The organism is Mycobacterium sp., assembly GCF_040398885.1.
In the GTDB taxonomy this organism is placed as follows: Bacteria; Actinomycetota; Actinomycetes; order Mycobacteriales; family Mycobacteriaceae; genus Mycobacterium.
Map to the genome: position 1 here is coordinate 1 of NZ_JBBATF010000187.1, position 4829 is coordinate 4829.

The 4829-nt window shown below is 68.7% G+C and carries 4 protein-coding genes; 2 read left to right on the plus strand and 2 right to left on the minus strand.

Translation table 11 applies throughout. The annotated features are described in order from the left end of the window. Together ADBZ5U_RS14215 and ADBZ5U_RS14220 are read right to left on the minus strand one after the other, a co-directional pair. Positions 1-2465: transglycosylase domain-containing protein (locus ADBZ5U_RS14215; protein WP_526811252.1), on the minus strand; the 2465-nt coding region annotated here is incomplete at its 3' end. Further along, positions 2458-2877 (minus strand): DUF5318 family protein, encoded by a 420-nt coding sequence (locus tag ADBZ5U_RS14220; RefSeq protein ID WP_526811253.1) that lies wholly within the window; start codon positions 2875-2877, stop codon positions 2458-2460. The genes ADBZ5U_RS14215 and ADBZ5U_RS14220, both read right to left, overlap by 8 nt. A gap of 302 nt (positions 2878-3179) precedes the next feature. Between ADBZ5U_RS14220 and ADBZ5U_RS14225 the strand changes: the two genes are divergently transcribed. Both ADBZ5U_RS14225 and ADBZ5U_RS14230 read left to right on the plus strand, forming a co-directional pair. Further along, positions 3180-3758 (plus strand): PadR family transcriptional regulator, encoded by a 579-nt coding sequence (locus ADBZ5U_RS14225; RefSeq protein ID WP_526811255.1) that lies wholly within the window; start codon positions 3180-3182, stop codon positions 3756-3758. Beyond that, positions 3751-4829, plus strand: a 1079-nt coding sequence (locus ADBZ5U_RS14230; RefSeq protein ID WP_526811257.1) for an inositol-3-phosphate synthase, incomplete at its 3' end; no start/stop codon positions are given. The genes ADBZ5U_RS14225 and ADBZ5U_RS14230, both read left to right, overlap by 8 nt.

A 4829-nucleotide genomic window follows, 5' to 3' on the forward strand; every position in this document is an offset into this window, starting at 1 on the left:
GGAGGTGGCGGCGGCGGAGGTGGCGGCGGCGGAGGTGCCGGGAACGGCGCCGGACCGGGCGGCGGCGGCGGCAACGGAAGCCCGGGCGGCGGGGGAGGCGGCGGCGGGGGAGGCGGCGGCGGCGGCAGCGGGATGGTGATGCCGGGCAGCACCTCAACGCCGGTGGGTGCCGGCGGCGGGGGCGGGGGCGCGGTGTAGGCCGGCTGCGGCGCGTAGACGGGCGCGGGTGCCGGGGCGACCGGGATCCCCGCGTAGCCGCCGATCTCGGCAGGGGTCGGGAAGGACTCGAAGTCGGCGTCCTGCAACGCCTCGTCCATGGTGGCCTTCCAGATGTCGGCCGGGATACCCGAGCCGTACACCGGTCCGCCCCAGCTGTTCACCAGCGGCACATCGCCCTTCACGGTGCCGACCCACACCGCGGTCGACAGTTGCGGGGTGTAGCCGACGAACCAGGCGTCCCGGTTGGCCCCGGTGTCGCCGAGTTGGTGGGTGCCGGTCTTCCCGGCGGACGGCCGCCCACCTGACAGGGTATGGCCGTTGGACCAGGCGGGAATCGGCTGCATCGCCGCGGTGACGTTATCGGCGACCGACGCCTCGATCCGCCGCTCGCCGGTGTTCTCGTCGGCGGCGGCGTCGAACAGCACCTCGCCCTCGGCGTTGACGACCTTCTGCACGAAGTGCGGGCGGTGGTACATGCCCGAGGCGGCCAGGGTGGCATAGGCCGACGCCATGTCGATGACCCGGGTCTCGTACTGGCCCAGCACAACTCCCGGGGCCGGGGGTCCGCCCTGGCCGTCCTCGGACAGCGTGTGCGCCACCCCGGGGAAGCTGTCCGGGACTCCGGCCCGGTGCGCGGCGTCGGCCACGTCCGCCGGGCCGTTCTTCAGCTTGAGCATCAGGCGGTAGTAGCTGGTGTTCAGCGACTGCTTGAGCGCCTCGGCGACGTTGCAGGTTCCGCAACTCTCACCCTCGGAGTTGTTGATGGTGAGCTTCTCGTCGACCTGGTACGGGGAGCTGTCCACCTGATAGCCCAGGCCCATTCCCTGCTCGAGCGCGGCCACCAGGGCGAAGACCTTGAACGACGACCCGGTGGGCAGGCCGGCCTGGGCGAAGTCGAACCCGGTCGCGTCGGTGCCGCCGAAGTAGGCCTTGACCCCGCCGTTGCGCGGGTCGATCGACACCACCGCGGTGCGCATCTCGGGCATCTGGCCCTCGAGATAGGTCTCGGCGGCCCCGACCGCGGCCTCCTGGGCCCGCGGGTCGATGGTGGTCGTGATCTGCAGGCCCTGGGTGTTCAGCGACTGCTGGTCGATGTCGAACAGTTCCAGCAGTTCCTTGACGACCTGGCGCTGGATCAGCCCGTTCGGGCCGGTGGTGAGGTTCTCCTCGCTGGCCTTGTCCGGAGAGACCGTCGGCGGGAAGACCTGCTGTGCGCGTTCGGTTTCCGACAGCGCGCCGATGGTCACCATGCCGTCGAGCACCCAGTTCCACCGGGCCGTCGCCCCCTCGAGGTCCTTGGCCGGGTCCAGCGTCGAGGGACGCTGGATGAGAGCAGCCAACAGCGCCCCCTCGGAGACGGTCAGCTGGTCCACCGGCTTGTCGAAGTAGGCCTTGGACGCCGCAGAGATTCCGTAGGCGCTGCGGCCGAAGTAGATGATGTTCAGATAGGACTGCAGCACTTCGTCCTTGGACCACTGCTGGCTCATCTTGGTGGAGATCACCAGTTCTTTGGCCTTGCGGATCAGGCCGCCGAGTCCGGTCCGCTGGTCACCGACGAGTGCGTTCTTGACGTACTGCTGGGTGATGGTGGAACCGCCCTGGATGTCGTTGCCGAACAGATTGTTCGACAGCGCCCTGCCGAAGCCGGTGATGGAGAACCCTGGGTTGCTGTAGAAGCCGCGATCCTCGGCGGCCATCACCGCGTTGCGGACCTGGACGGGCACCTGGCTGATGTCGACGTCGACCCGGTTACCTTCGGGCGGAACGATTTTCGCCAATTCAGAGCCGTCGCTGGCCACGATCGTCGAGACCTGGTTGGTGCGGATGTCACCGGGCTTCGGGACGTCGACGATCAGGTACGCCAGACCGAACGTGAGGATCGGCAACACGATGAACACCGCCGCCGCCGTCGCCAGCCAGCGGCGAAGACTCCAGCGGGCCAGGCGCCGGCGCGGGCCCGACGGCTCCTCCGCGTCTCCCGACCCGTCGTCTCCGGGACCACCGGACCGGGGCGGCGGCGGGATGTCGACGCGGCCGGTCCTGGCGTCGCCGTCCAGGGCGGCCTTCACCTCGTCGACCGGGTCGCGCAGGTCGGAAACCTTGGGGCCGGCCGTCACCGGCGGCAGGATCGTCGTCACCCGGTCGTCGGGCCGGACGGGGGGCCGGGCGCGATGGCGGGGAGCGCCGGACACGCCCTCACCCGATCCGGGCGCGGCGCTGCGGTCTCGACCCTCGCCGTTATTCACTGGCCGTGCGCGCGCCCGAGCGGCGCGCCGGCCGGGTGCCCTTGGCGGGGCGCGGCGCCCCGAGCACGTACGACTTGACCAGATGGTTCCAGCTGCAAGTCCGGCATACCTCCACCACGTGTACGGAGAACTCGGTGAAACGCGTCGCCAGCAGAACAAGCTCCTCGGCGGTGCGGGCCGAGCCCGAGACGGCGCCCAGGTGGTCGCCGAACACCCACGACACCAGCGTCAGCTGCTCTTTGCGGCAGATCGGGCACATCACCGAACTCGGCTTGCCGTGGAACTTGGCGGCACGCAACAGATAGGGGTTGGCGTCACAAACCTCGGTCACGCCGGTGCGACCGGAGTACACCTCGGCCAGCAGGGAACGCCGCCGCAGGGCGTAGTCCACCACCTGTCGCTGCAGTCGCACGGTGACCAGAGTACGTCGGGGACCAACGCGCCGATACGCGACCGACCGCAGAACTTCTACGATCGCTTCTGCCGCGAACGGCGAGACGGCGCGCAACCGGGCCTCTCGGCGCCGGCATTCGGGAGGAACGGCCGTTCGTGGCCGAAACGTCCCGTTCCGCGGCGGACGAACGTGGTTCGGGGGTCGTCCTCGGCTGTTTGAGCAGTCGGTTTGGCGGGGAATATATCGGGTCGATACTATTGCGGTACGTGTCAGCGGCGTATGTCGCCGCACCGTGACGAGAGACGCGGAGGAGGTGCTCGATGCTGGAGTTGGCTGTCCTGGGGCTTCTCCTCGAGTCCCCGATGCACGGTTACGAGTTGCGCAAGCGCCTGACCGGTCTGCTCGGGGCGTTTCGCGCCTTCTCCTACGGCTCGCTCTACCCGGCGCTGCGCCGGATGCAGGCCGACGGCCTGATCGCCGAGGACGCGGCCCCCGAGGGCACCCCGGTGCTGCGCCGGGCCCGCCGGGTCTACCAGCTCACCGAGAAGGGGCGGCGGCGGTTCGCCGAACTTGTCGCCGACACCGGACCGCAGAACTACACCGACGACGGCTTCGGGGTTCACCTCGCATTCTTCAACCGCACGCCGGCCGAGGCCCGGATGCGGATCCTGGAAGGCCGCCGCCGTCAGGTGGAGGAACGCCGCGAAGGCCTGCGCCAGGCCGTCGCGCGGGCCAGCAGCTCGTTCGACCGCTACACCCGGCAGCTGCATCAGCTGGGTCTGGAGTCCAGCGAGCGGGAAGTCATCTGGCTCAACGAACTGATCGCCGCGGAGCGGTTAGCCGCCTCCAAAGCCGAAGCAAACACCGGAAGTACGAGAAGGAGTAATGCCCATGACTGAGCACACGGGGTCGAATCCCAATCGGTCGAATGAGGTGCGGGTCGCCATCGTCGGCGTCGGCAACTGCGCGTCCTCGCTTGTTCAGGGCGTTCAGTACTACCAGGACGCCGACGCCAACGGCAACGTTCCCGGCCTGATGCACGTCACCTTCGGCCAGTACCACGTCCGCGACGTCAAGTTCGTCGCCGCGTTCGACGTGGACGCCAAGAAAGTCGGCTTCGACCTCTCCGAGGCCATCTTCGCCTCCGAGAACAACACCATCAAGATCGCCGACGTGCCGCCCACCAACGTGATGGTCCAGCGCGGTCCGACGCTCGACGGCATCGGCAAGTACTACGCCGACACCATCGAGGTCTCCGACGAGAACCCGGTCGATGTGGTCAAGGCGCTCAAGGACGCCCGCGTCGACGTCATGGTGTCCTACCTGCCGGTGGGCTCGGAGGAGGCCGACAAGTTCTACGCTCAGTGCGCCATCGACGCCGGCGTCGCCTTCGTCAACGCGCTGCCGGTGTTCATCGCCTCGGATCCGGTGTGGGCCAAGAAGTTCGAGGACGCCGGCGTCCCGATCGTCGGCGACGACATCAAGAGCCAGGTCGGCGCGACCATCACCCACCGTGTGATGGCCAAGCTGTTCGAGGACCGCGGCGTCACGCTGGACCGCACCTACCAGCTCAACGTCGGCGGAAACATGGACTTCAAGAACATGCTCGAGCGCGAGCGCCTGGAGTCCAAGAAGGTGTCCAAGACCCAGGCCGTCACGTCCAACCTCACCGGCTCGCTGGCCGGCAAGGTCGAGGACAAGAACGTCCACATCGGACCGTCCGACCACGTCGCATGGCTCGACGACCGCAAGTGGGCCTACGTCCGGCTCGAGGGCCGCGCCTTCGGCGACGTGCCGCTGAGCCTGGAGTACAAGCTCGAGGTGTGGGACTCGCCGAACTCGGCCGGCATCATCATCGACGCGGTGCGTGCCGCCAAGATCGCCAAGGACCGCGGTATCGGCGGCCCGATCATCCCGGCCTCGGCCTACCTGATGAAGAGCCCGCCGGTGCAGTTGGCCGACGACGTGGC

What these genes read in the sequence shown, in the direction of transcription:
- ADBZ5U_RS14225 (WP_526811255.1), top strand. Translation starts at nt 3,180, where the DNA reads ATGCTGGAGTTGGCTGTCCTGGGGCTTCTCCTCGAGTCCCCGATGCAC.